General features: G+C 63.6%; 23 protein-coding genes and 1 tRNA gene. 13 read left to right on the top strand and 11 right to left on the bottom strand.

From position 1 onward, the window contains the following. Nucleotides 1–27: 27 nt before the first annotated feature. The 3 genes from PQR32_RS16025 (at nucleotide 28) to PQR32_RS16015 (ending at nucleotide 1,942) form a co-directional block, all read left to right on the top strand. Complete coding sequence (locus PQR32_RS16025) at nucleotides 28–600, top strand: ferritin-like domain-containing protein (protein WP_408228391.1); 573 nt, start codon at nucleotides 28–30, stop codon at nucleotides 598–600. A 260-nt stretch (nucleotides 601–860) separates the two neighbouring features. Then, a complete protein-coding gene (locus PQR32_RS16020; RefSeq protein WP_408228388.1) occupies nucleotides 861–1,493 on the top strand; it encodes a response regulator in 633 nt (210 codons plus the stop codon). 20 nt (nucleotides 1,494–1,513) lie between these two features. After that, nucleotides 1,514–1,942 carry a response regulator gene (locus tag PQR32_RS16015; protein WP_408228385.1) on the top strand — a complete coding sequence of 143 codons (429 nt, stop codon included), beginning with the start codon at nucleotides 1,514–1,516 and terminating at the stop codon, nucleotides 1,940–1,942. Between the two features lie 26 nt (nucleotides 1,943–1,968). On the opposite strand, the gene PQR32_RS16010 is transcribed toward PQR32_RS16015, so the two are convergent. Further along, on the bottom strand, nucleotides 1,969–3,168 hold the full coding sequence (locus PQR32_RS16010; RefSeq protein WP_408228382.1) for an MFS transporter: 1,200 nt from the start codon (nucleotides 3,166–3,168) through the stop codon (nucleotides 1,969–1,971). Between the two features lie 213 nt (nucleotides 3,169–3,381). Between PQR32_RS16010 and PQR32_RS16005 the strand changes: the two genes are divergently transcribed. Further along, on the top strand, nucleotides 3,382–3,867 hold the full coding sequence (locus tag PQR32_RS16005) for a DUF2569 domain-containing protein (protein WP_408228379.1): 486 nt from the start codon (nucleotides 3,382–3,384) through the stop codon (nucleotides 3,865–3,867). A gap of 8 nt (nucleotides 3,868–3,875) precedes the next feature. On the opposite strand, the gene PQR32_RS16000 is transcribed toward PQR32_RS16005, so the two are convergent. The 6 genes from PQR32_RS16000 to PQR32_RS15975 all read right to left on the bottom strand — a co-directional run bounded on the left by PQR32_RS16000 (nucleotide 3,876) and on the right by PQR32_RS15975 (nucleotide 9,884). After that, the gene (locus PQR32_RS16000; RefSeq protein WP_408228376.1) at nucleotides 3,876–4,703 is read right to left on the bottom strand and encodes a phosphodiesterase; all 828 of its coding nucleotides are present in this window, start codon (nucleotides 4,701–4,703) and stop codon (nucleotides 3,876–3,878) included. Nucleotides 4,704–4,748: 45 nt separating this feature from the next. Beyond that, complete coding sequence (locus tag PQR32_RS15995; protein WP_408228373.1) at nucleotides 4,749–5,795, bottom strand: ABC transporter ATP-binding protein; 1,047 nt, start codon at nucleotides 5,793–5,795, stop codon at nucleotides 4,749–4,751. Further along, nucleotides 5,792–6,694, bottom strand: a complete 903-nt coding sequence (locus PQR32_RS15990) for an ABC transporter permease (protein WP_408228370.1) — start codon at nucleotides 6,692–6,694, stop codon at nucleotides 5,792–5,794. Before PQR32_RS15990 ends, PQR32_RS15995 begins: the two co-directional genes overlap by 4 nt. 47 nt (nucleotides 6,695–6,741) lie before the next feature. Continuing rightward, nucleotides 6,742–7,566, bottom strand: a complete 825-nt coding sequence (locus PQR32_RS15985; protein ID WP_012433636.1) for an ABC transporter permease — start codon at nucleotides 7,564–7,566, stop codon at nucleotides 6,742–6,744. After that, nucleotides 7,563–8,552 carry an ABC transporter substrate-binding protein gene (locus PQR32_RS15980; protein ID WP_408228697.1) on the bottom strand — a complete coding sequence of 330 codons (990 nt, stop codon included), beginning with the start codon at nucleotides 8,550–8,552 and terminating at the stop codon, nucleotides 7,563–7,565. Before PQR32_RS15980 ends, PQR32_RS15985 begins: the two co-directional genes overlap by 4 nt. Before the next feature lie 261 nt (nucleotides 8,553–8,813). Continuing rightward, complete coding sequence (locus PQR32_RS15975) at nucleotides 8,814–9,884, bottom strand: LacI family DNA-binding transcriptional regulator (RefSeq protein WP_408228367.1); 1,071 nt, start codon at nucleotides 9,882–9,884, stop codon at nucleotides 8,814–8,816. Between the two features lie 195 nt (nucleotides 9,885–10,079). On the opposite strand from PQR32_RS15975, the gene PQR32_RS15970 reads away from it, so the two are divergent. The 4 genes from PQR32_RS15970 to PQR32_RS15955 all read left to right on the top strand — a co-directional run bounded on the left by PQR32_RS15970 (nucleotide 10,080) and on the right by PQR32_RS15955 (nucleotide 12,346). Further along, a tRNA-Leu gene (locus tag PQR32_RS15970) sits at nucleotides 10,080–10,164 on the top strand. Between the two features lie 384 nt (nucleotides 10,165–10,548). Further along, nucleotides 10,549–10,857 (top strand): hypothetical protein, encoded by a 309-nt coding sequence (locus PQR32_RS15965; protein WP_408228364.1) that lies wholly within the window; start codon nucleotides 10,549–10,551, stop codon nucleotides 10,855–10,857. A gap of 330 nt (nucleotides 10,858–11,187) precedes the next feature. Continuing rightward, a complete protein-coding gene (locus tag PQR32_RS15960; RefSeq protein ID WP_408228361.1) occupies nucleotides 11,188–11,823 on the top strand; it encodes a hypothetical protein in 636 nt (211 codons plus the stop codon). Nucleotides 11,824–11,842: 19 nt separating this feature from the next. Continuing rightward, a complete protein-coding gene (locus PQR32_RS15955) occupies nucleotides 11,843–12,346 on the top strand; it encodes a M48 metallopeptidase family protein (protein ID WP_408228358.1) in 504 nt (167 codons plus the stop codon). Between the two features lie 3 nt (nucleotides 12,347–12,349). Here PQR32_RS15955 and PQR32_RS15950 read toward each other — a convergent pair whose 3' ends face one another. Next, nucleotides 12,350–14,665 (bottom strand): FdhF/YdeP family oxidoreductase, encoded by a 2,316-nt coding sequence (locus PQR32_RS15950; RefSeq protein WP_408228355.1) that lies wholly within the window; start codon nucleotides 14,663–14,665, stop codon nucleotides 12,350–12,352. Nucleotides 14,666–14,835: 170 nt separating this feature from the next. Between PQR32_RS15950 and PQR32_RS15945 the strand changes: the two genes are divergently transcribed. Both PQR32_RS15945 and PQR32_RS15940 read left to right on the top strand, forming a co-directional pair. Continuing rightward, nucleotides 14,836–16,269, top strand: coding sequence for an aminotransferase-like domain-containing protein (locus PQR32_RS15945; RefSeq protein WP_408228352.1), 1,434 nt, complete (start codon nucleotides 14,836–14,838; stop codon nucleotides 16,267–16,269). A gap of 21 nt (nucleotides 16,270–16,290) precedes the next feature. Then, nucleotides 16,291–16,599, top strand: coding sequence for a winged helix-turn-helix domain-containing protein (locus PQR32_RS15940; protein ID WP_408228349.1), 309 nt, complete (start codon nucleotides 16,291–16,293; stop codon nucleotides 16,597–16,599). Between the two features lie 13 nt (nucleotides 16,600–16,612). Here the strand turns inward: PQR32_RS15940 and PQR32_RS15935 are convergent, their stop codons facing one another. Together PQR32_RS15935 and PQR32_RS15930 are read right to left on the bottom strand one after the other, a co-directional pair. Beyond that, nucleotides 16,613–17,602: an alpha/beta fold hydrolase gene (locus tag PQR32_RS15935; protein ID WP_408228346.1), complete on the bottom strand. Its 990-nt coding sequence runs from the start codon at nucleotides 17,600–17,602 to the stop codon at nucleotides 16,613–16,615. 127 nt (nucleotides 17,603–17,729) lie between these two features. Further along, entirely contained in the window at nucleotides 17,730–18,479 is a 750-nt protein-coding gene (locus PQR32_RS15930) for an SDR family oxidoreductase (RefSeq protein ID WP_408228343.1), read from the bottom strand. Nucleotides 18,480–18,746: 267 nt separating this feature from the next. On the opposite strand from PQR32_RS15930, the gene PQR32_RS15925 reads away from it, so the two are divergent. Both PQR32_RS15925 and PQR32_RS15920 read left to right on the top strand, forming a co-directional pair. Further along, complete coding sequence (locus PQR32_RS15925) at nucleotides 18,747–19,877, top strand: BMP family ABC transporter substrate-binding protein (protein ID WP_408228340.1); 1,131 nt, start codon at nucleotides 18,747–18,749, stop codon at nucleotides 19,875–19,877. 43 nt (nucleotides 19,878–19,920) lie between these two features. After that, nucleotides 19,921–20,463, top strand: coding sequence for a nucleoside deaminase (locus PQR32_RS15920; RefSeq protein WP_408228337.1), 543 nt, complete (start codon nucleotides 19,921–19,923; stop codon nucleotides 20,461–20,463). Between the two features lie 88 nt (nucleotides 20,464–20,551). On the opposite strand, the gene PQR32_RS15915 is transcribed toward PQR32_RS15920, so the two are convergent. Next, a complete protein-coding gene (locus PQR32_RS15915) occupies nucleotides 20,552–21,130 on the bottom strand; it encodes a lysozyme inhibitor LprI family protein (protein ID WP_408228334.1) in 579 nt (192 codons plus the stop codon). Nucleotides 21,131–21,446: 316 nt separating this feature from the next. Here PQR32_RS15915 and PQR32_RS15910 point away from each other — a divergent pair, with 316 nt between their 5' ends. Continuing rightward, nucleotides 21,447–22,328: an SH3 domain-containing protein gene (locus PQR32_RS15910; protein WP_408228331.1), complete on the top strand. Its 882-nt coding sequence runs from the start codon at nucleotides 21,447–21,449 to the stop codon at nucleotides 22,326–22,328. The last annotated feature ends 46 nt before the right edge of the window (nucleotides 22,329–22,374 follow it).

The raw sequence follows: 22,374 nt of genomic DNA, 5'->3' as shown, positions 1-22,374 counted from the left end.
CCCAATACCGGATAAAGGAGAAATTCAATGTCGAAATCACCTGGCGCCCAGGGCGCGGCATCTCAATCTCGCGATCCGTTCGTGATGGACCTTAAAAAGATCCGCGAAGACGCACGCAAGCACATGTCCGACGGTCCGGTCACGCAAACCTATGGCGCGGATCGCGAGACAGTGTTGAAGCTGTGCAACGACGCTCTGGCCACCGAAATCGTCTGCGTGCTGCGCTACAAGCGGCATCACTTCATGGCGAAGGGCATCAACTCCGAGGCTGTGGCGGCGGAGTTCGCTCAGCATGCGGCGGAGGAGCAGGAACACGCCGACAGCATCGCCGAGCGGATCGTGCAACTCGGCGGCGAGCCGGATTTCGCGCCGGACGGCTTGAAGACGCGCTCGCATTCGGAATACAAGGAAGGCGACAATCTCACGGACATGATCAAGGAGAACCTGATCGCCGAGCGGATTGCGATCGACACGTACCGCGAGATCATTCGCTATCTCGGCGAGAAGGACGTGACGACTCGCCGTATGTTCGAAGAGATTCTCGCCGTCGAAGAAGAGCATGCCGACGATATGGCGGATTTGCTCGCAGGCCGCGAGTAAGCGGCGGCGCAAAAAAACTAGAACGTAGAAGCGAGGAACATAGAGAAGGACCGTAGCACGACGGCGAGCGGCAGCTCTGTACATCACGGCCGCTTAGCCGGCTCAGGCAGCGTGGCGGACGGCGCAGCGGGCGCGGGTGGGTCTGGAAGGTTTCCCGCGCCGGCATGCGCCGCCCGGTTTTCCAAATCCGGCAGATGCCATGCCGGAGGTCATTACAATGTCTGCTTTGGAGCGATTCCATTGCACGGACACCCAAGCCGATGATTCGAGTGTTGATAGCTGACGACCATGCGATCGTCCGAGGTGGCTTCAAACAGTTCGTCGCTGACGAGCCGGATATGTGCGTCGCGGCCGAAGCGGCCACCGGTGACGAAACCATCCGCCTCGTGCGCGAGCAGGCTTTCGACGTGGTGCTGCTCGACATCGCGATGCCGGACAAGAACGGCATCGACACCTTGCGCGTGATCAGGCAGGTGCGCCCTGAACAGGGTGTGCTGATTCTGTCGGGCTATCCGGAGAGCCAGTACGCGATCAATCTGCTGCGCGCGGGCGCGAACGGTTATCTGAACAAGGACTGCGAGCCCGAGGAGATCGTGCGGGCCATTCGCGCGGTGGCGCGCGGGCATCGTTACCTCTCCGAAGCGGTCGCCGACACGCTCGCCGACAATCTCGACAAGCCAGCCGCGGGGCGTCCGCACGAAGCGCTCTCCGAGCGCGAGTTCCAGATTTTCTGCAAGCTGGCAGCGGGGCAGATTCCCACTGACATCGCGGAGGAATTGCATTTATCCGTGAAGACGGTGAGCACTTACCGGGCTCGCGTGCTGGAGAAGATGCGGTTGGCGAACAATGCCGATCTGACTTATTACGCGATCAAGAACGGCTTGATCGAATAGTGGACGATCGAGATATCCCGATGAACAGCGAATCGAACCCTGTTGCCGAGTCAGCCCGTCACGCGCCGTTGCGTGTGTTGCTGATCGAGGATTCGCCGCTGATCCGCAGAAGCCTCGTGGAGACGATCGACGCCTCCGGTCTGCTGAAGGTGGCCGCGTACGCGGATTCCGCGGATCAGGCTATCGCCCTGTTGAGCGACGAATCCTTCGACGCGGTGATCGTCGACTTGCAGTTGAAGCAGGGCTCGGGCGTGCCGGTCCTCGCTTACTTGCAGCGCGAAGGATTGATCGACAGGATGTTCGCCGCGGTGCTGACCAATCACGCGTTGCCCGCGTATCGGGAGCGCTGCGAGCAATATGGCGTGCGCCACTTCTACGACAAGTCGTTCGAATTCGACCGGGTGATCGACGCATTGCACGAATATGCGTATGCGCGAAGCAGCAAATAAGGGCTCCGCGCAGCGCAGATAACGCGCTAGCTTTTAGCGCGTGTCGGGAGCGCCAGATGATTCCACGCCGCCAGCCCCGCGAATACGATCCCGGCCACACTCACACCGATCCACCCGAACGCCGGCCAGACCACTGCGCCGACACCGGAGCCGAGTGCTCCGCCAATGAAATACGCCACCATGTACACCGTATTCACGCGGCTGCGCGCGTCCGGCTTGAGTGCGTAGATGCGCGACTGATTGGAGATCTGCGCGGCCTGCACGCCGATATCGAGAATGATCACGCCGACCACAAGGCCGGCGATGCTCGTCGCCGATACACCGAACACGACGAACGAAATCGCCACCAGCACGATCGACAAAGTGATGATCGCGCGCGGTCCGCGTCGATCGGAAAACTTGCCGGCGAGCGGGGCGGCCATCGCGCCCGCCGCGCCGACGATTCCGAATAGCCCGGCCGCCTGCGGCCCGAGATGAAACGGCGCGCCGGCCAGCAACAAGGCCAGCACCGACCAGAAAATGCTGAACGCCGCGAACATGGCCGCGCCGGTTAGCGACGCTTCGCGCAGCTCGCGATGTTCGACGATCAGATGCCACATCGAGACCAGCAGCTTGCCGTAGGGCAGCGTCGACGTCGGCTGGCTCTTTGGCAGACGCAAAATGATGACGACCGCCAACACCAGCAACGCGACCACGGACGCGCCGAAGACCGCGCGCCAGCCGAAATATTCGGCGATCATGCCCGACGCCGTTCGCGCCAGCAAAATCCCCAGCAGCAAGCCGCTCATCACTGTGCCGACCGCGTGGCCGCGTTCGGACGGCGGCGCGAGTTCCGCCGCGAACGGCACCGCTTGCTGCGCGATGGTGGCGAGCACGCCGATCGCCAGACTCGCGACGATCAGCACGGTCAGCGTCGGCGCCGCGGCTGCCACGACCAGCGCGACGCAAATGGCGGCGATCTGCAACAGGATCAGGCGACGCCGGTCGAAACGGTCGCCGAGCGGCGCAAGCAGCAGCATGCCGGCCGCGTAGCCGAGTTGTGTGACGGCCGGCACCGCGCCGACCCACGACCCGCTGCGCGGAAACGATTGGCGGAAGTCGTCGAGCAGCGGCTGGTTGTAATAGATGTTCGCAACCGAGACACCGGCAATGGTGGCGAGCAGAAACAGCAGGCCGCGCAACGACCGGTCGGCGGAAGCGGGAGTGGACGCGTTGGAAGTGGACATGAGAGGGGACAGTCGACGGACCGGCCCATGCGCGGTCCTCAAGCGTGCCGATCATACCGGAGCATGGCGGATCGTGCTGATGGCGGCGAGCGAAGCGACAAGGGCGGACACCGATCGCCTGACAATGCATTGCCGACAAAATGAGATGGTTGTTCGGCGTTCGTTCGTAGAATCGGCGCGCCTTATCCGACTGACGCCTACTAGAACGACTCCATGACCTCGATCACGAAACACGAACCTCGACGCATCCGCGGCTGGCTGCTCATCGCCCTGATTTGCCTCACGGCGTGGGCGCTCCATACCGCGATCGCCATGCGCGATCCGCTCAAACTCATGCTCGAATGGGAAGTGCTGGCCGTGTTCGCGCGGCCCGAAACGCACGGCTGGTATCGCACCGTGATCGTGATGATGGGCTGCGATGTGCTCACGGGTGTGTTCATCGTCGCGGGCATGGGCTGGCTGGCGCTGCTTGCGTGGCGCAAGTCGGCGCGTTTTACCGTGCATATCCAGGCATGGCTGCTGGCGATTGTCGTGATGCGCACCGGCGCGTATCTGCTCGGCGATCACATGACCCATGCCGTCGGCATCGGCATCGCCATTCCATTCGACGGCTTCGTTCAAGCTGTTGTGGCGGCCGCGCTCGGGATTCCGTATTTCAGGTCGTCCCGGCGCGTGCATGAGACTTTCATCGACACCTGAGCCGCGCGTCAATCGATCAGATCGCCCTCGGGCTCGTAAAACGGATACGGGCCATCGGCCTGCTCGACGTAAGCGTGGTGCGTGACGATGCCAGTCGCCGGATCGTAGCGATGCAGCGCGTACGCGGGCGGCTCCATCATGAACGCGGACGGGGCATCGTCGCGCAGATCGAGCGCGACCTGATGCGCGGGCGCCGGCACCGCTGAGGCGATCGTGCCGCCGAAACGCACGAACATCGGCCGATGCACGTGCCCGCAGATTACTCGCTCCACGTTCGGATAACGCGCGATCAACGCCGCGAGTTTGTCGGCGGCGGCGGGGTCGAGCCGCAGTTCGTCCATATGCCCGATGCCGCACGCGAACGGCGGGTGATGCAACGCGACCACCGTCGGTTTGCCTTGGGCCGCATCGAGCTGCGTGGCGAGCCACGCGAGCCGTGCGTCGCACAGAGTGCCGGCGCTTTGGCCCGGCACCATCGAATCGAGCGCGATGAACCGCAGCGCGCCGACATCGACCGCGTATTGCACGAACTCGCCACCGCTTTGTAATTCCTTGCGATCGGGAAACGCGGCGCGCAACGCAGTGCGTTTGTCGTGATTGCCGACCAGCATGAAGTAGGGAATTTCGAGCGGCGCGAGCAGTGTTTTGAGGTGCTCGTACTGTTCGGGATCACCTTGATCCACGAGGTCGCCGGTCATGATCACCGCGTCGGGGCGCGGTTCGAGCGCATTGAGGGCGGCGACGCAGCGTGCGAGATAGGCGCCGGTGTCGACGCGGCGGTAAGCGAGCGCGCCGGGCCGTTTGATATGCAGGTCGCTAATTTGAGCCAGCAGCATGGGGATGTCCTTTTTATAGCGCGCCAGAAAAACAGCGCGGCTTCATTACGATAGCGCAATCAGCGCGTCCTGCGCGATGGAAATGCCGACCGGTGTGCCGCGCGCCAATTCCACCCGGCCGGCCACGTCGATCAGCAACGCGTCCGGCGCGGCGCCGCCGATCGTCAGACGCGTGCGTTCACCCAGAAAGGCCGTGCTTTCGATGTGGCCACGCAATTGCGCATGAGCCGGATCAGCAAGATAAGCGTCTTCCGGGCGGAAGAAAATCTCGTGCGCCGAGTTCGCGTGCATTGAGCCTGCGGGCAGCGGCACGGCGCCGCCCGTGGTCGTCAGCATGCCCTCGCGCCGCTCGCCCGCAAGCCGGTTGATCGTGCCGACGAACTGCGCGACTGTGCGGTTCGCGGGACGGTAGTAGATCTCACGCGGCGAGCCGATCTGCTCGATGCGCCCCGCGCTCATCACGACGATGCGGTCGCCCAGTTCCATCGCTTCGGCCTGATCGTGCGTGACGTAGACGGTCGTGATGCCCAACTCGCGCAGCAGCGTGTTCATCTCGCTGCGCAAGGTGTCGCGCAAACGGGCGTCGAGCGCGGTCAAAGGTTCGTCGAGCAGCAGCACACGCGGCTGCACGGCGAGGGCGCGAGCGAGCGCCACACGCTGGCGCTGGCCGCCGGAGAGTTGATCGATCGGTTTGTCGGCGTGAGCGGTGAGACGCATCATGCCGAGCAATTCGTCGACGCGTTGCCGCGTGGTCTCAACGGGCATGCGTTTGATCTTCAAACCGTAGCCGATGTTGCCGCGCACCGTCAGATTGGGAATCAGCGCGTAGCTCTGGAACACCATGCCGACCTGGCGTTTTTCGATCGGCAGGGCGGTGACGTCGTCGTCGCCGAATGCGATGCGGCCACCGGCGTCCGGTGTCTCGAGTCCCGCGATCATGCGCAGCGTTGTGGTCTTGCCGCAGCCGGACGGGCCAAGCAGCACCAGCGTTTCGCCGGCGTCGATATGCAGATCGAGCGGTTCGAGCACGCGCGTGCCGCGAAACGTTTTCGCGCATTGCGTCAGCGTGATGGGAACGGAAGCGAGTTTCATGGCGTGATGGACTTCGAAGGAGATGCGGCGACGCGTTTTTTCGCCGCGCTGCGCTGGCCAGTCGCATCGACGCCGAGCCATTGCATGGCGACGAGCAGAGGCATCGTCATGATGAAAAACAGAATCGTGTAGGCGCTGCCGATCTCGATGCGCAACGACGCGTAGGTGTCGGCGAGACCGACCGGCAGCGTCTTGGTATCGGGCGTGTGCAGCATCCACGTGAGGTTGAATTCGCCGATCGAGAGCGTCAGCACCGCCAGCGCGCCGGCCACGATGCCGGGCCGTGCGTTCGGCAGCACGATCGTCACGAAGCGTTGCAAGAAGCTTGCGCCGAGACTCGCCGCGCCTTCCTCGAGCGTGCGCAGATCGCTGCTCGCGCACACCGCGGCGACCGCGCGCACCATGAAGGGCAGCGTGAACACCACATGCCCGACGACGATGAATGCCACGCTCATGCGGAACATCGTGAAGCCGCCGTAGACCACCAGCAGCGCGAGCGCGGACGCGAGGCCGGGCAGCGCGATCGGCAGCACCAGAAACTCTTCGATGATGCGCGAGAGCCGCGTCTTGCTGCGCGCGAGCACATAACCCGCGGGCACGCCGGTCATCAGCGTGATGAGCAGGGTCGCCGCCGCCACTTCGAGCGAAAGAAACACCGAGCTGTGATACTGCGTCCACACTTCGCCAAGCCAGCGCAGCGTCAGTCCGCTGGAGACGCCCTTGAAGTAGTTGACCGTCAGGCCCGCCATGATCGACATGATGACCGGCACGATCAGGAACGCGCACAGCAGCAGCGTGACGAGCCATTGGCCGGCTGCGAGCCACGTCCTGGCGTCCGGCAAGCGGAGCCGCGAGCGCGGCTTTGCGGGCGGTTGTAAAGAGGTTGTGATGGAACTCATTGAAGTCCTGTCCTCCGCTTTGGAAGCGGCAGGTTTTGAAACGGCGCTCATGCACTTGCCGCCACGGCCGAACCGCTCACGCTGCGCGCCAACGCCAGCACGGCCCACGTCACGATGCCGAGCACGATCGAGAGGCCCGCGGCCGTCACCATGTTCGCGTTGAGGGTGAACTCGGTGTAGATGGTCATCGGCAGCACGTCGATGTCGGTGGCGAGCGTGAACGCGGTGCCGAATGCGCCCATCGCGGTGGCGAAGCACACCGCGCCCGCCGCGATCAGCCCAGGCGACAGCGCGGGCAACACGATGTCGCGCGTGATGCGCCACGGCGACGCGCCGAGCGAACGCGCGGCTTCTTCGAGCGACGCGTCGAGCTTGGTCGCCGACGCCATCACGGTGACGATCACGCGCGGAATCGAGAAGTACAGGTAGCCGAGAAAGAGGCCGCTCATCGAATAGGCGAACACCCAGCGGTCGCCCGTGAGTTTCAGCGAGAGCGCGCCGATCAGCCCCTGGCGTCCCGCCAGCATGATGACCATGAAGCCGACCACCACGCCGGGAAACGCCAGCGGAAACGTGAGCAAGGCAAGCAGCGTGCGTTTCAAAGGAAACTCGCGACGCGCCAGCAGCAGACCCGCGATCACCGACAGCACCAGCGTCGCCGCCGTGACCGCCGCGGACAAAAGCACGGTCGCGCCGAGGCTCGACATGTAGCGCGGATTCGTCAGCATCGCGCGATAGGTGGCGAACGCGTGGCCGTCGCCGCTCAACTGCGCGAGCGCGCCCATCGGCAGCAGCCAGAAGGCGATGAACACCGCCAGCGCCGGTGCGATCAACGCGATGCGCCAGCGCAGCGGGAACGTGATGTCGTTCAATGCATCACCTGCAGATAACGCTCGCCGAAGCTCGACTGCTTCTCGGCCATCTTGCCGAAGTCCACCGGCTTGGCGCGCGCATAGTCGCTGGCGGGCAGGAATTTGGCGGCGGTTTCCGGGCTCATCGCATTCGCGCGCACCGGACGCAGATAGGCGTCGGCCCACAGTTTCTGGCCTTCGTCGGAGAGCACGAAGTCGAGCACCTTCTTGCCGTTCGCTTCGTGCGGCGCGCCCTTCACGAGACTCATCACGTACGGCACCGAGATCGTGCCTTCCTTCGGAATCACGAATTCGACGTTCGCGTGATCCTTGTACTTCGCGCGGTAGGCGTCGAAATCGTAGTCGAGCAGGATCGGAATTTCACCGGACATCACACGCGCGTAGGCGGTCTGCTTCGGCACGATCGGCGCATTGGCCTTCAGCTTGCGAAACCAGTCGAGGCCCGGCTCGAAGTTATCGAGCGTGCCGCCGAGCGCCTGATTCACCGCGACCGCACCTGCATAGCCGACGAACGCGCTCGACGGATCGAGGTAGCCGATCATGCCTTTGTACTCAGGCTTGAGCAGGTCGGCCCACGAGCGCGGCACGGGCTTGCCTTCGAGCGCGTCCTTGTTGACGAAAAAGCCCAGCGTGCCCGAGTGAATCGAGAACCAGTAGCCTTGCGGGTCTTTCATGTTGGCGGGAATGTCGTCCCAATGCGCGGGCTTGTACGGCTGGATCACGCCCTTGTCCTTCGCCTGGAACGCCGACGAGACGCCGAGATAGACGACGTCGGCGACCGGGCTTTTCTGCTCGGCCATCAGTTGCGCGATCGACTGGCCGGAGTTCTTGTTGTCGAACGGCACGCGAATGCCGGTCTTTTGCTGGATCGCCTTGATCTGGCTCGCCCAGTCGGCCCATTCGGGCGGGCAGTTGTAGCAGATCGCGGTCTCGTCGGCGCGGGCGGCTTGCGGTGCGATCCCGGCGAGCGCGACAGCGACGACCATGCCGGCCGACAGCGCGGCGGCCGCGGAGCGCGCGAGGCGGCGCCAGAGCGGCCGGAGCGGTTTGATTGGCGAAGCGAAATATTTGGAAGAGCGGATCACTGCGGGTCTCCTGGAGAGGAAGCGAGCGGGCGGTTCGGGATTGTGGAGCGTGTGAGTCAAAGTGGTTTGCCACGCTCGGATCAACGAACGGGCGTGTTAAACGTTTTCATGCAGGCATGCGCTGGTGCATCGCGCACGCCAGGCAACGGCTTGCGTGACGCTTCAGGCAAACGGCCGCTCGGCAGCCGCTAAACCACGCGCAGGCGTTGCGTCGTCGCGGTTCGAAATCGCCGCGATGGTGGCGCCCTGGCGCAAGCTGTGCGGCAAGGTCAGCGTGAGCGACGTTTCATTCAAGGCTTCGTAAGTGCCCGTGACGCGCGCCAGCAAGCGCTGCCAGGCCGCGCAGCCGATTTCGCGATTCGGCGCGCAGATGCTGGCGAGCGCAGGCGACAGCAGCTCGCCCATTGCGAGGCCGTCGAAGCCGAGAATCGACATGTCGTGGGGAATCTGCAGCCGCGCGGGGCGCCGGCCGCGCATGACCACCATCGCGAGAAGATCGTTACTGCAGAAGAGGGCGCTGGGGCGGTTCGGGCCGCTCGTCAGATGAGCGAGCACCGAGGGCGACAGTTCCTCGGCGTTGAAATCGACTTCGAGCGCGGGCGCCGGCGTGAGGCCGGCCTGCTGCATCGCCTGCGAATAGCCGAGATGCCGCTGACGGGCACGATCGGACGCGGCCAGCGTGCCGGCGAGCATGAGGATGCGGCGATGGCCGTGCGCGATCAGCATGCGCACGCCGTCGTAGGCGGCGAGACGGTTGTCCACCGAGACCGACGGACGACGCACCGTGTCGTTATGCATCAGCACGTAGAGCAGCCCCGCGCGGTCGAGTTCGTCGAGCAGCGGGTGCGTGTCGGCATCGGCGACCGTCAGGATCAGGCCTTCGACGCGATGTTCGCGCAGCGTTTCGATGGCGTGGCGTTCGCGGTCGGCGTCGTACTGCGTGGTCATCAGCATGAGCCGGTAGCCTTGCGCCGAGGCGAGTTCGTCGATGCCTTGCAGGCATTCGGCGAATACCGGATTGGCGAGCGTCGGCAGGATCACGCCGATCAGGCGCGTGCGTTCGCCGCGCAACTGCCGGCCGAGCGGGCTAGGGCGAAAGTTCAGGGCGTCGATGGACTGACGCACCTTGTCGAGCGTGACCGGGTTGACGGTGTGCGGCGCGTTGATCGCGCGCGACACCGTGGCGATGGAGAAGCCGGCGTGGGCGGCGACATCTTTGATCGTCGGGATCATGGGTTTGCGCTCGATTTGTAAACGTTTTCGTGAGCGGATTATCGGGAAGGTTTGTGACTTGGCGATGACGTCGGTATCTGGCGATGCGGCTTGTGGAACTTGAGGTGGGCGGGGCGTCGGTGGGACGGTTTTGCGCCGGTTTGGTACGCCCGTCGGGCAATGGTAGAATTCGCGTCCACACGCATTTCGACCCCTGCCGGGGTGATGAAATTGGTAAACATAGCGGACTTAAAATCCGCCGCCTAACGGCTTGCCGGTTCAAGTCCGGTCCCCGGCACCAGCAGTCCCAGCAAGGGTTTCGCCCGTTTCGTGGCTTGACCACAAGTCCTTGGGGTGTGAGTTTTATTGCCTCAGACCGGATTCCGGGGCCCTACCTGATCTATTCGCTGTGCCGTACCACATCTGGCGAAACAAGACCAGGTCGTGCGAACGGCGCGCCGGAGACTGACCAGGTTCTGACTTCCTGCCATTGCGGTGCTCGGATTGAGCATCACGGACAGCGCAGCCGATTTCCCGGGCGACAACGATTCGGCAGCACGCATCAGCCGATAACGATAGGTGCCGCACGAGTTGATAACGGCGTTCACGATTCCACCTCCTGATCCGCGGCAAAAGATGCGGCGCATAATGTCGAAATCCCTTTGTCAGGATGATGGAGGCAGATGTGACTACTTTTGCTATAGATGCCATTCGCATCAACCCGGCGAGCGACAGGATCACCCACGTGCGCTGGGCTCCCGTCGACCCGTCGACGCGTGACTGGCTGTCCCCCACGTCGATAGTCGAGGTGCCCGAAGTCGTCGCCGCGATCCGTCGGGGAGACGCTGTATGGTCCCTTTTTACGCTCGGCGGCACCCGGTTTCTCGGGCCAAAAATTGTGCCTGTCTCTCACACCGACGGCCGCGATGGGATTGACACGGACGTCCCTGGCGATCATGTCGAAAAATGCATCGACGATTTGCCGCACGTTTGACCGCATAGCTTAAGGCTGTCGACGATCATCGCGCGCATCGCAGGAGCGCTTTTCCGCAATAGCCCGTCGTTTCGGCAAGGCGCTCATGCGAGCCTCACTGTCGATTTCGGTGACGTTGATGCGCTCGCCTAAATGGTGCAGGTGTCGTGGCGGGTTGAACGCATGAACACCCGCACTGAACTCGGGCATCCGCGTCAAGCGGGGAACCGTCGTGCCCGTTACAGTATTCAAAATATGCAACCATTCGCGTACGCATCCGACAACGTGCGACGCTACGACGCAAACCAACCTACGTTTCCCCCCAGACCAACCCAATTCCATCGGAGAAAAATGATGGGCAGTGAAAAATCGAAGCGCGCACGCCGTGCCGCCGAAAGCCTCTTCGGGGATTTGCCGACCACCAGCAATACCACGGCCAGCCGGCCTTCGAATCCCTTCGCCGACGACCCATTCAACAATCCCGCCACCGTTACGCCGACAGGGGACGAGCTCGTCGTGCTGCCGGCCCAATTCGAACTACCCCCCGGCTATGCAGACGCGGCGGCCATGCGCGATGCACTCGCCCGCATCTGGCGCATGGACTGGATCAAGGTCGGGAAAGGCGAATGCGTGGTCAGGCTGCCAGTGGGCTGGCGCGCGGACAAGTCGGTGGATGGTGTTCTGCGGATCGAATCCGCGGGCGTCGTTCGTGCGCAGGGCCGGATCGTGGAGGGCGCCGCGTTGCAGATCCTTCCGCGCTACTACCTGAAGGCGGAATTTCATGAGGCGAACGATCACTGCCGGATCGTCGTGCGGGATCGCGGCCGTAACAACGGCGTCCTGAAGGATTCGTTCTGGGACACGCGGAGTGGCCCGAACCATCCTCAGTGGAAGATTCTGTCGGACTGGTTAGACAAGGAATACCCCGATCATCGCGATCCGCTTCGGTATTGGGAAGATTGCGAAGACAATCGCCGCGGCGTTTGAGTGAGTGCCGACCAGAACCATGTCCCACCTGAAATACCTGACCGGCTACCCGCCCGCGCTTCAAGAGAAAGTCAGAAAGCTGATCACCGAAGATCAACTCGGCTCATACCTCAGCGCGCGCTATCCAAACACGCACGACGTACAAACAGACAGAGCGCTGTACGCCTACTGCGCCGACCTGAAACGCGAGCACCTACGCAGCGCGGACCAGATCGACAAGGTTACCTATGACAGCAAACTCGACGTCGTACGCCACGCACTCGGCCTGCACACGAGCATTTCGCGCGTGCAAGGCGGCAAGCTGAAGGCGAAGAAAGAAATCCGCATCGCCTCGCTGTTCAAATCGGCGGCGCCGGAATTTCTGAAAATGATCGTGGTGCACGAACTCGCTCATCTGAAAGAAAGCGACCACAACAAGGCCTTTTACCGCCTCTGCGAATTCATGCAACCGGGTTACCACCAGATCGAGTTCGACTTGCGTCTTTACCTGACACACCGCGAGTTGGCAAAAAAGCCTTTCTAACGATCAAGCCGCAATCGCCTCAACTTCAGAAGCCTTCAACAAAACCGGAATCGATTTCGACGTCGGCGTTCCCGCGCCATCGGCAACCGACGACAGCGGCACGAGCGGATTGGTCTCCGGATAATAAGCGCCGAGACAACCGCGCGGAATGTCGTACTCCACGAGCAGAAAACCGTCCGCGTGACGCTCGATGCCATCGGCCCATACACTCGTGATATCCACGCGCTGTCCCGCCACGAAACCGAGCATCGCGAGGTCGTCCTTGTTGGCGAACAACACGCGACGCTGCCCGTACACACCACGATAGCGGTCGTCGAGACCATAAATCGTCGTGTTGTACTGATCGTGCGAGCGCGTCGTCATCAGCGTCATCAGCCGTTCGCCATGTTCCTTGCGCGCTTGATGAATCGGCGTCGCCATATCGATCGCATGCACCAGGAACTGCGCCTTGCCGCTCGGCGTCTTCCAGATCCGCTCGCGCGACGCCACGCCGAGGTGGAAACCGCCAGGGTTCTTCAAGCGCTCGTTGTAGTCCGTGAAGCCCTCGATCACTTGCGCGATGCCGTCGCGGATCAGCGAGTAATCCGCGGCCTGCGCAAGCCAATCCACTTTCTCGCTCCCGAGCGTTGCCTGTGCCATGCGGGCGACGATCGCAATCTCCGACAACAGATTCTCCGACGCCGGTTTGTTCATGCCGTACGAGATATGCACCATGCTCATCGAATCCTCGACGCTCACGCCTTGCGCCACGCCGTTCTGCAAGTCGATCTCGGTGCGGCCGAGCGTCGGCAGAATCAGCGCGTCGCGTCCGTGCACGAGGTGGCTGCGGTTCAGCTTGGTCGTGATGTGCACGGTGAGGTCGCACGAGCGCATCGCTTCCCACGTGCGCGGCGTGTCGGGCGTCGCGATCGAGAAATTGCCGCCCAGGCCGATGAACACCTTCACCTTGCCGTCGAGCATCGCCTGAATCGTATTGACGACGTCGAGTCCGTGCTCGCGCGGCGGCTCGAAATCGTAGACCTCGCCGAGCTTGTCGAGAAACGCCTGCGTCGGCCTTTCCTCGATGCCGACCGTGCGATCGCCTTGCACGTTCGAGTGTCCGCGCACCGGGCACAGGCCCGCGCCGCGCCGGCCGATATTGCCGCGCATCATCATCAGGTTCGACAGGATCTGCACTGTCGGCACCGAATTCTTGTGCTGCGTGAGGCCCATGCCCCACGTCGAAATCACGGCACGCCCCTTCACGTAGATGTCGGCGAGTTGCAGCACGTCTTCGAACGGCACGCCCGCTTCGGCGACGATCGTGTCCCAGTTTTCGGCGCGCAGATCGTCGGCGAACGCCTCGAAGCCCACGGTATGTTCGGCGAGGAACGCGACGTCGAGCACGCGCTCCAGACCCGACGCCAACGCCTCATCGTCGAGTTCGATCACGCGCTTGGCGACACCCTTGATCAGCGCGAAATCGCCGCCGACTTTCGGGCGAATGAACACAGAGCTGATCTTCGTGCTGCCCATCGTCAGCATTTCCACCGGATGCTGCGGGCTCGCAAAGCGCTCGAGGCCGCGCTCCTTCAGCGGATTGATCGACACAATAGTCGCGCCACGTTTGGCGCACTCGCGCAGTTCGCCGAGCATCCGCGGATGGTTGGTGGCCGGATTCTGGCCGAAGATCAGCAGCGTGTCGGCGTGTTCAAAGTCGTCGAGCGTCACCGTGCCTTTACCGATGCCGACCGTATGCGGCAAGCCGCGGCTGGTCGCCTCGTGGCACATGTTCGAGCAGTCGGGGAAGTTGTTGGTGCCGTACATGCGCACGAACAACTGGTACAGGAACGCGGCTTCGTTGCTCGCGCGGCCCGAGGTGTAGAAGGCGGCGCGGTCCGGATCGTCGAGGCGCTTCAGGTGATCGGCGATCAGGTCGAACGCCTCGTCCCAGCCGATCGGCACGTAGCGGTCGCGCACGGCGTCGTAGACGAGCGGGTCGGTCAGGCGGCCGTGCTGTTCGAGCTCGAAGTCCGATTGCGTCATCAGTTCGGCGATGGTGTGTTGCTCGAAGAACGCCGGCGTCACGCGCTTGCTGGTCGCTTCGGCGGCCACGGCCTTCACGCCGTTTTCGCAGAACTCGAAGGTGGAGGCATGCTCACGATCCGGCCACGCGCAGCCGGGGCAGTCGAAGCCGTCCGGCTGATTCTGCTTGAACAGCATGCGGTAGTCGCCGCCCGTCACCTTTTCCTTGATCAGGTTGATGGCGACGTACTTGAGCGCGCCCCAGCCTGCGGCGGGGTGCGTGTACGGTTCGATGCGAGCTTCGGGTTTCTTCATGATGTTGCCGCCGGATCGGGCTTGAACGAGGCTGTTGAGCCGATAGGTGCAAGCCTACTGTGTTCCAAAAAGGGCGCAGCATACAGAAAATTGGAAAGGGAAGGGATACAGTTGGCCGGTTTTTGTTTTAGACTGGCGCTTCAGACCACGCTTCTGCTCGACTCAAGTCCTTGAAACTGTACGAAAAACTCGCCGATGAGATGACCGAAGCCGTGCGCCGTGGCGTGTTCGCGGCGGGCGAGCGGATTCCGTCGGTGCGGCAGGCGAGCCAGCAGCACGGCGTCAGTATCAAGACCGTGTTGCACGCGTACGCGTTGCTGGAAAGCCGTGGGATTGTCGAGACCCGTCCCCAGTCGGGCTATTTCGTGCGCGACGCGGCGGCGCGGGCAGTGGCGCTCGGCGAGCCGCGGCCCGGCCGCCCATCCGCGCCGCAGACGCCGCCAGTAGCCGCGGCGGTGGACGTGAGCCGCCTCGTGCTGTCGACGTTGCGCAGCATCCGCGCGCACGACGCCGTGCCGTTCGGCTCGCCGTATCCGGATCCGTCGCTGTTCCCGTGGCGGCGCATCAACCAGTACGCGAACGCGATCGCGCGACGCCACGCGAGCTGGAACCTGATCGACGACCTGCCGCCCGGCAACCCCGAACTGATCCGGCAGATCGCCCGGCGCTACGCCGAGAACGGCGTGCCGGTCGATCCCGACGAAATCGTCATCACGCTCGGCGCGACCGAAGCGATCAACCTCAGCCTGCAGGCGGTCGCCAAACCCGGCGACACGGTGGCCGTCGAATCGCCGACCTATTACGCGATGCTGCACGCCATCGAACGTCTGGGCATGCGCGCGATCGAGGTGGCGACGCATCCGGTCCACGGCATCGATATCGAAGCACTTGCTCAGGTGATCGCCGAACAGAAGATCGCGGCCTGCATGGTGATGCCGAACTTCCAGAATCCGCTCGGTTTCCAGATGCCCGACGCGCGCAAGCGGCAACTGGTCGAACTGCTCGCCGCGCACGAGATTCCCGTGATCGAGAACGACGTCTATCAGGAGCTGTACTTCGGCGAGACGCGGCCGTCGACGTTGAAGAACTTCGACACCAAAGGGCTGGTGCTACATTGCGCGTCGTTTTCGAAGAGTCTGACCGCGTCGTACCGGATCGGCTGGGCGCTGCCGGGACGCTATCGCGCCCAGGTCGAGAAGCTGAAGTTTCTCAATACGCTGACCACGCCGTCGGTGCCGCAAGTCGCGGTCGCCGATTATTTGCGGCAGGACGGCTACGACCGGCATCTGCGGCACGTGCGCAAGGTCTACCGGCAGCAGGCGAGCATCATGATGGCGATGGTGCAACGGTTTTTTCCGGTCGGCACGCGTATGTCGACGCCGCAGGGCGGCTACGTGCTCTGGGTGGAACTGCCCGAGCGCGTCGATTCGATGCGGCTCTATCAGGCGGCGCTCGCGCGCAGCATCACCGTCGGGCCGGGCATGATGTTTTCGACGCGCAATGATTTTCGCCATTTCATCCGGCTCAACTACAGCTATCCGTGGACGGCGCAGACCGAAGCGGCTTTGAAGACGCTGGGTGAACTGGTCGCGCACATGGCGTAAGACAAAGAGGAGACACGCACGATGGAAGATGACGAACTCGATCCGGTGCTGGTTGCCGTGCTGACGCAGTTATGGCGCGCGCATCGGGAAACGCCGGGCGGCGCGTGGTCGCTCGCCAAGCTGTCGAAGCAGGCGGGCGTGCCGATGAGCGGCTTGCGGCGGCACTTGACGGCGCTCGTCGACGGCGGTCTGGTGGATACCACCTTCAACGAGGAAGGCACGGGCACGGCACGCCTGAGTGAACTGGGCGAAAGTCTGTGCGGCGAGTTGTTCGGCGACGGCGAGAGGGCCGATGAGGATCAGGCGGACCCGTCGCCGAAGCTTCAATGAAGCAGGTGACGCGTTAGCGGGCCGGCGGCAGGAATTTCAGCAGCGCGTCGGTGACGGCCTGCGGCTGCTCTTCGGCGACCCAATGGCCGGCGCCCTTGATCTGCACGGACCGGACATCGAGCGCGACGTGGCCCAACTCCTCGCCGACGATCGGCCCAAGGCTGCCCGCTCCGCCTATCCCGAGTACAGGCATGGTCAGCTTGTGCTGCGCGAATAGCTGGTTCTGCCTGGCGTCGGCAGGGAACGCGCGGTAGTACTCGAAGCCCGCGCGCAACGCGCCCGGCATCGCATATTCACGGGCGTAGGTCTCTTCGACTTCGTTCGTGAACGCACGGGAGTTGACCGCCTCGGAATTGTGGAACCACTTGAGGTACTCCAGCTCGCGGCCCGCGATCAACATTTCCGGCAAATCCTGCACCGCGTAGAAGCGGAAGTGCCACGTGCGCGGCATCTGCACGATCTGGTCCCACGGGGCGATGCCGGGCAAGGGCACGTCCAGAATCGCGACCGAGCGCACCTCGTCCGGATGTTGCGCGGCGTACGCATACGCGACCATGCCGCCCATGTCGTGGCCGACCACCTGTACTTCGGGGCCGAGATTCAATTGCGCGACCAGCGCGTGAATGTCTTCGGCGATGTTGGCTTTCTCGTAGCCGCTGGCCGGTTTGGCGGTGTCGCCGAGACCGCGCAGATCGGGTGCGAGCACGGTGTAGCCGCGCGCCACCAGTTGCGGCATCACGAAGCGCCACATGAACGAAGTCGAGCCCCAGCCGTGCAGCAGCACGATGGGCGTGCCGTGTCCCATGGCCAGCAGGTAGTGGTAGCGCACGCCGTTCACGTCGATCTTGCCGTCGTGGATTTTCGCGGACGTGGCGGCGAGCGCTGGTGACGTCGATGCGAGCGCGAGCGATGCGGCGGTGGTCTCGGCGCTTTGCGCGGCCGGCGGGGCGGCCGTCAGCGAGAGCGCCGCGGCCAGTAGAGCTGAGGTCAGTTTAAGACGCATGATTTGTCTCGGACAAAAGGGGTTCCGCCGGGTCGCCCGTCGGACGGCCCGGTGATCGAATAGCAGGGTGAAGCTGTGAGCGTTCAGGCAGGCGATGCGAGCCGCGCGCGCATCGCCTGAGCGTGGCTTAAAGCTGGCTCATTCCGCCGTCAGCAATGATTTCCGTACCGACGATAAACGCCGATTCCGGCGCCGAAAGATGCAGCACGGTCGAGGCGATTTCTTCCGGCGTGCCGAAGCGGCCGACCGGCACCTGGCCGAGAATCTGCGCGGCGGTGGCTTCGAGCGCGGCGGCGTCGAGGCCGAGCTTGCCGTACAGCGGCGTTTGCACGGGGCCGGGGCTCACGACATTGACGCGCACGCCTTGCGGCAGCAATTCCGACGAAAGCGTTTTCGCCAGCGAGATCACCGCGGCCTTGCTCGCCGCATACACGGACGACGCCGGCATGCCGATATGCGCGTTGATCGACCCGTTGATCACGATCGACGCGCCGCGATTGAGCAACGGCAACAGTGCCTGAATCTGGAAGTAGGCGCCCTTGACGTTGGTGTTGAACATCGCGTCCCAGAAGGCTTCGTCGACGTCAGGGAACGGCGCGAATTTCGCGGTGCCGGCGTTGACGAACACCGCGTCGAGCCGGATGCCGGCAGCGCTGATCGTGCTCGCCAGTTCGCGCGCCGACGCGACCGAGCCGGCGTCGTTGCGCACCGCGACGGCGTCGCCGCCGAGCGCCTTTTTTGCCGTTTCGAGCGCGCCGGCGTCGCGGCCGGTGATGACGACACGGGCGCCTTCGTCGGCGAATGCCTTGGCGGCTGCGAAGCCGATGCCGCTGCTGCCGCCGGTGACGAGAACCGACTTACCTTGGAAGCGAGTCATTTTGAATCTCCGAAAGAGTGTTGCGGGTTGGTGAGAGTGATATTGCGCCTGTGCGGTGTGCTTGCCGTACCACTTCTCCGATGCACTCGTTCGAAGACATCGAACATGTTTCCTGGCCACCCAGAATACTGGATTCGTTATGGATGAGATAACGAATAATAATTTTTCCGCTGAAATTGACCTTCGAATATGGCCCCCTATGCTGGAGCCTTGCCCGGGTTATCCCGAGCGCTGGGGCAGGCACCTTCAACCATCTTCGGAGAATCCATGAAAACAACGCTGGCGCGAGCGCTGCATCATTCACTGCGCATCAAAACCGTCCGAACCGTCCTCGCTGCCGCGCTTGGCGCGACCCTCGCATTCAGTGCCGGGGGGGCGTCAGCCGCGACCACTCAGCCGATCGGCATTGCCTTCGTCTATCTCGGCAATCCGGGCGACGCCGGCTGGACCTACGCGCATGAACAGGGCGTGAAAGCGCTCGAGGCGAAATTCGGCGACAAGGTCAAGGTGACGCGCGTCGAGAACGTGCCGGAGTCGGCGGATTCGGAGCGCGTGTTCCGCGATCTGGCGTCCAAGGGCAACAAGATCGTGGTGGGTTCGAGCTTCGGCTTTCAGGATTTCGAGTTGAAGGTCGCGAAGGACTTCCCGGACGCCGTGTTCGAGCATGCCACCGGCTACAAGAAGGCCGCCAACTTCGCTACCTATGACGTGCGCACCTATCAGAGCGCTTACCTGGCGGGTCTCGTCGCGGGCTATACGACCAAGTCGAACACGCTCGGCTTTGTCGGCTCCGTGCCGGTGCCCGAAGTCGTGCGCAACATCAACGCGTTCACGATGGGCGCTCGCTCGGTCAATCCGAATGCGCGCGTGAAGGTGGTGTGGATCAATAGCTGGTTCGATCCGGGCCGCGAAAAGCAGGCTGCCGAAACGCTGATCGGCCAGGGCGCCGACGTGCTGATCCAGAACACCGATTCGACGGCGACGATGCAGACCGCCGAGCAGAAGAAGGTGCATGCGTTCGGCTGGGACTCGGATATGAAGAAGTTCGGACCGAATGCGCAACTTGGCGCATGCGTGAGCAACTGGGGCGTGTATTACACGCATCTCGTGGATCAGGTGATGGCGGGCACATGGAACAACTCGCCGGTGTGGTGGGGGTTGAAAGAGAAAGCGATCGACCTCGCCGACATCAACACCGACGCCGTTTCGCCGGCCGCGCAAAAAGCCTTGAGCCAGAAGCGCGACGACATCATCTCCGGCAAGTTCAACCCGTTTGCCGGTCCGATCATGGATCAGTCCGGCGCGGTGAAGGTCGCCGCCGGCAAGTCGCTGAGCGATCCGGAACTGCTGCGCTTGAACTGGTTCGTGCAGGGCGTGGATGGGTCGCTGCCCAAGTAAGAATTTGCTTCGCTAATCTAACTATTATTCAAGGAGATCACCCGTGAGTCTGACGGTTTCGACGGAGGCCGCCGCAGCGGCCGCCAACTATCCGCCGCAAGGTTTGACGCCCACGCACGAGCAGATCGGGCGGCATCTGCGGCATTCGAGCCGGGTGGCTGAACGGGCGACGCTGCTAGGACATCATCCGTTCGGCGCGGTGCTGGTCGGACCCGACCAGGAGACGGTGCTGATGGAGCAGGGCAACGTTGACACGGTGAATCACGCCGAGTCGGTGCTGGCGCGCGTGGCGGCGTTGAACTTCACGCCGGAGTATTTGTGGAGTTGCACGCTGTACACGTCGGTCGAACCTTGCTGCATGTGTGCCGGGACGATGTATTGGGCCAACATCGGCCGGGTCGTGTTCGGCATGACCGAGAAGCGCTTGCTCGAAGCAACCGGCGATCACGCCGAGAATCCGACCATGAGCGTGGATTGCCGGTATGTCTTCGATCATTGCCAGAAACCGGTCGAGGTGATCGGGCCGGTGCCCGAGGTCGAAGCCGAGGTGATGGAGGTTCAGCGCGGATTCTGGAGCAGCCGGTAGCCGTGCTTTACTCGCCTTCGCGAGAGAGCCGCGAGCTTGCATGCATGTTGGCGCGGCCGCTCCGCGCCAACATTGCGCAACACCTCTCTCATTGCGCGGCGTCCGCCTGCATCTCCGCCGGCGCCAGCATCGCGACGCCGCAGAACCAGTCGCCGCCATGCGGTTGAGGTTTCCACTGACCGCGGGTCTCCTTGAGCACGGTGGAACACTGCTCGTTCACCACGATTCCCGGATTCGCCGCCGTGCACTGACGCATCGCCATGTCGGTGGGTTGCGCGGGCGCCATGAGCGGCCTTCGTCGCGTGTCCGGCTCAACCGGTGTGGCGGATGGCAACGGCGTTCCGGCTTGCATGCTGTCGATCAGCTTCTGCAGTTCCTCGATACGCGTCGCGTACCACGTCCCCAGACACGCCGCATCGCGGCAGTTCGCTTCACGCCATGCCCACTTGCTGTCGCTGTCGGTGAGAAAAGCCCGCCGGTTGGTGACCCGCCGACGCGCTTTCCAGTACAGTTGCCCCAGCGTGTCGTCGAGTTTCGAGAGCGCGGGGTCGTTGCAAATCATCTTCTCGGTTAGCGAGCGCCCCCTTTTGCAGTCGAAGCTGGTGGCGTGGGCAACTGGATGCGCGAGCATCAGGGCGGCGATCAGAAGTGGGCGGATTATCGTCATTGCGGTCCCGGCAGTGCATGGCTTTTTCATGCAATGGATGATCGGCCGAGTCGCCGGAACACGGACGCCCGAAAAACGCCTGACTTCACGTGGGTGGTTACCAAATCTTGCCTCACGGGGACGGCGGGAATCGATGCGGGAGGTTGACTGAACGCTTTCAGGCATGTGCCGTGCAACCTGTCTATGAGTGGACACATCGCGCGGAAATGCATGGCAAGGCATGGGAATGCGGCGTGCCGTGCGCGGACCACAAGCACTCATTACATCAGCAGGACAGGCCGGCAAGGCAAACGCGGCTCTTGAAACGGGAGAAAGAATGAAACAACACCTCGTTCGATGTCTTTATGCGGCGGCCGGCGTGCTGGCCTTGCCCGCCGTGGCTTACGCGCAGTCGCAGGCCTACACCAACACTACCGTCAACGTGCGCGCGGGTCCGGCGCCGGATTACCCCGTCGTGACGCAATTGCCGGGCGGTGTTCCGTTGAGCGTCATGGGCTGCATCAGCAACTATCAATGGTGCGATGTCGCCGCGCCGAACTTGCGCGGCTGGGTCTATGCAGGGTCGCTCAGTTATCCGTATCAGGGCGGCAACGTGCCGGTGATGAACTACGGCATGGTGATCGGGCTGCCGATCGTGACGTTCTCGATCGGCACGTATTGGGGCAACTATTATCGCGGCCGGCCTTGGTACGGCCAGCAATCGCGCTGGGCACATCATCCGCCGCCGCCTCCGCCGCGACCCGGCGCGGGGCGGCCTCCGGGCGGACGGCCGCCGGGTGGACCGCCACCGGGGCACGGCGGAGGAAGACCGCCGGGCGGGCCACCGCCGGGGCACGGCAATGGAAGGCCACCGGGTGGACCGCCACCGGCGCACGGCGGGGGAAGGCCACCGGGTGGTCAGCCACCGGGGAATGTCGGAAGGCCGCCGGGAGGTCAGCCTCCGGAGAATGTTGGCGGGCGGCCAGCGGGTGGTCAGCCGCCGGGTAATGCGGGCGGCCGTCCACCGGGCGGTCAACCACAGGGCAATGCGGGTGGCCGGCCTCAAGGCGGTCCTCCGCAAGGCGGCGGAGGCAGGCCGCCGGGCGGTGGCAACGGTGGCAACGGTGGCGGAGGACACGGCGGAGGCGGCGGAGGCAACGGTGGCGGCGGTGGCGGAGGCGGCGGCGGCGGCGGCCGTCCACCGGATCAGCACGGCTGATCGCGCTCATACGCAAGTGGCCGCAGCGTGTTCCAGCGTGATTCGG

Source organism: Paraburkholderia dipogonis (assembly GCF_046027395.1).
GTDB lineage: Bacteria > Pseudomonadota > Gammaproteobacteria > Burkholderiales > Burkholderiaceae > Paraburkholderia > Paraburkholderia dipogonis_A.
Note: the sequence above shows the minus strand (reverse complement) of the source record. Positions and strands in the feature narration are given on the sequence as shown.

Coding starts and splice junctions, on each gene's coding strand:
- PQR32_RS15975 (WP_408228367.1), bottom strand. CDS start 9,884: ATGATCCCGACGATCAAAGATGTCGCCGCCCACGCCGGCTTCTCCATC.
- PQR32_RS15930 (WP_408228343.1), bottom strand. CDS start 18,479: ATGACTCGCTTCCAAGGTAAGTCGGTTCTCGTCACCGGCGGCAGCAGC.
- PQR32_RS15915 (WP_408228334.1), bottom strand. CDS start 21,130: ATGACGATAATCCGCCCACTTCTGATCGCCGCCCTGATGCTCGCGCAT.
- PQR32_RS15935 (WP_408228346.1), bottom strand. CDS start 17,602: ATGCGTCTTAAACTGACCTCAGCTCTACTGGCCGCGGCGCTCTCGCTG.
- PQR32_RS15925 (WP_408228340.1), top strand. CDS start 18,747: ATGAAAACAACGCTGGCGCGAGCGCTGCATCATTCACTGCGCATCAAA.
- PQR32_RS15995 (WP_408228373.1), bottom strand. CDS start 5,795: ATGAAACTCGCTTCCGTTCCCATCACGCTGACGCAATGCGCGAAAACG.
- PQR32_RS16025 (WP_408228391.1), top strand. CDS start 28: ATGTCGAAATCACCTGGCGCCCAGGGCGCGGCATCTCAATCTCGCGAT.
- PQR32_RS15955 (WP_408228358.1), top strand. CDS start 11,843: ATGTCCCACCTGAAATACCTGACCGGCTACCCGCCCGCGCTTCAAGAG.
- PQR32_RS16020 (WP_408228388.1), top strand. CDS start 861: ATGATTCGAGTGTTGATAGCTGACGACCATGCGATCGTCCGAGGTGGC.
- PQR32_RS15960 (WP_408228361.1), top strand. CDS start 11,188: ATGATGGGCAGTGAAAAATCGAAGCGCGCACGCCGTGCCGCCGAAAGC.
- PQR32_RS15990 (WP_408228370.1), bottom strand. CDS start 6,694: ATGAGTTCCATCACAACCTCTTTACAACCGCCCGCAAAGCCGCGCTCG.
- PQR32_RS16005 (WP_408228379.1), top strand. CDS start 3,382: ATGACCTCGATCACGAAACACGAACCTCGACGCATCCGCGGCTGGCTG.
- PQR32_RS15950 (WP_408228355.1), bottom strand. CDS start 14,665: ATGAAGAAACCCGAAGCTCGCATCGAACCGTACACGCACCCCGCCGCA.
- PQR32_RS16000 (WP_408228376.1), bottom strand. CDS start 4,703: ATGCTGCTGGCTCAAATTAGCGACCTGCATATCAAACGGCCCGGCGCG.
- PQR32_RS15940 (WP_408228349.1), top strand. CDS start 16,291: ATGGAAGATGACGAACTCGATCCGGTGCTGGTTGCCGTGCTGACGCAG.
- PQR32_RS15980 (WP_408228697.1), bottom strand. CDS start 8,552: ATGGTCGTCGCTGTCGCGCTCGCCGGGATCGCACCGCAAGCCGCCCGC.
- PQR32_RS16010 (WP_408228382.1), bottom strand. CDS start 3,168: ATGTCCACTTCCAACGCGTCCACTCCCGCTTCCGCCGACCGGTCGTTG.
- PQR32_RS15910 (WP_408228331.1), top strand. CDS start 21,447: ATGAAACAACACCTCGTTCGATGTCTTTATGCGGCGGCCGGCGTGCTG.
- PQR32_RS16015 (WP_408228385.1), top strand. CDS start 1,514: ATGAACAGCGAATCGAACCCTGTTGCCGAGTCAGCCCGTCACGCGCCG.